This window comes from Endozoicomonas sp. SESOKO1, assembly GCF_024606265.1.
Lineage (GTDB): Bacteria > Pseudomonadota > Gammaproteobacteria > Pseudomonadales > Endozoicomonadaceae > Endozoicomonas.
The window spans coordinates 1-1540 of record NZ_JAHHPP010000060.1; the positions used below are offsets into that span (position 1 = coordinate 1).

Here is a 1540-nt window from a genome sequence, read left to right on the forward strand (position 1 = left end):
TGGTGCTTTGGTGGTCGTGGCTTCGGTAGTTGGTGCTTTGGTGGTCGTGGCTTCGACAGTGGGTGCTTTGGTGGTCGTGGTTGCGGTGGTATTGGAATTGATGGTTATATTTCGGCCAGACAGCGTCGTTACATCAGGAATTCCTGCACCTGAAAGGGTTACACTTCGGCCAGACAACGCCGTTGTAACAGGAGCTGCTGCACCTAAAAGGGTTAAGCCATAAATGCCACCAGACGCAACCCCGACTAACCCAATGGCTGCAGCTGTTGCCAAATAAGGGTGACGGACAACCCATTTAAACGCCCTGGTTCCACAACTTCGTTCATCCTGACTCATACCCAATTCGGCATCGCTTTGTGAAGCCTGTCCGTAATTCTTAAGCTCAATAAGATTTGAATAACCTGCTCGATCCATAATAACGTTCCTGACTTTAAACCTTGGTAGATGGTGTCACACCCTATCTGTAGATCAGTTGATCAGTAAAAAGTTCACGCAGGAACGACATTTTGACCGGTTACTGTCGTTAATCCTTCGACTCCGCTTCAGGCTCAAATATCCTATTTAAATGTCAAAACGGTTAAGTAGCTCAGTCGCCCTTTTCCTACGCCATACCCCAGCAGTTCAGCAACATTTCAGGGGCATTCCACACTCTGTGTACACCGAGACGCTGTCCAAATTTTCTTTCTGGAAATGATCCCGCTGTATAGTGGCGACTGCAGCAGCTGCCGATATGCCTTATCCGTTGACAGAATCACCGTTTTGACATTGGTGGCAATAGACTTGTGGGTAATGGCACCAATCACGTCGTCTTTTTCTATACCGTTACGTCGAATCGTCATTAGTCCCATCTGGCAGAAAGCATTAATGAATTCAATCAGCTTCTGGCGAAAGACCATCAGCATCGGCTTATGCTACGTTTTAGTCTTTTTATCTTCGGTGATGCAATGTCCTTTACAGCTTATCGACATGAGGATGTTAATGTTTGCCTGTGATTTTTCGGCTGGAAACCGAACCCGCCTGATTCGGCACGCTGGTTGCCTTGGCAACCAGGGCATACGGGTATTAGCGGATTCTATAAATAGCGTTACCCCAACCATGGTCTTGACAATAACGATCAGTTGAATCAAGTCTATGTAAACTGCTATGTAAAATATTAGTGTAGCTATAGAACATTGGAGAATGATTGGTACAGAGTTCTGATTTACCATTGTCGCAGCTAAGAGGTGTAATCTTACCGTTGCTGATAATGTAGTCTCGTCCGTAAAACCCGCTCTTCCAATATGGGGTGGGTGCGTCACAACATATCGTTTTAATCCGGTAATTTTCTGAACATGTAGCGTTTATTGCATAATAAGTGCAGTCGTGCCTCCTGCAGAGGGCGTTCAATTTTTCCTCATCATCTGATCTAAAAAAGGTCGGGGCTTCGGTGGTCGGGGTTTCAGTGGTCGGGACTTCAGTGGTCGGGACTTCAGTGGTCGGGACTTCAGTGGTCGAGGCTTTAGTGGTCGAGGCTTTAGTGGTCGAGGCTTTAGTGGTCGAG

At 46.8% G+C, this 1540-nt stretch carries 2 protein-coding genes; both read right to left on the reverse strand.

Annotated features, from left to right (window positions below; genetic code table 11):
• Nucleotides 1-414 (reverse strand): hypothetical protein (locus tag KDK13_RS03685; RefSeq protein ID WP_257283555.1); only part of this gene is annotated, 414 nt, incomplete at its 3' end.
• A 218-nt stretch (nt 415-632) separates the two neighbouring features.
• Complete coding sequence (locus KDK13_RS03690) at nt 633-902, reverse strand: hypothetical protein (RefSeq protein ID WP_257283556.1); 270 nt, start codon at nt 900-902, stop codon at nt 633-635.
• Nucleotides 903-1540: the final 638 nt, after the last annotated feature.

Coding starts and splice junctions, on each gene's coding strand:
- KDK13_RS03690 (WP_257283556.1), bottom strand. CDS start 902: ATGCTGATGGTCTTTCGCCAGAAGCTGATTGAATTCATTAATGCTTTC.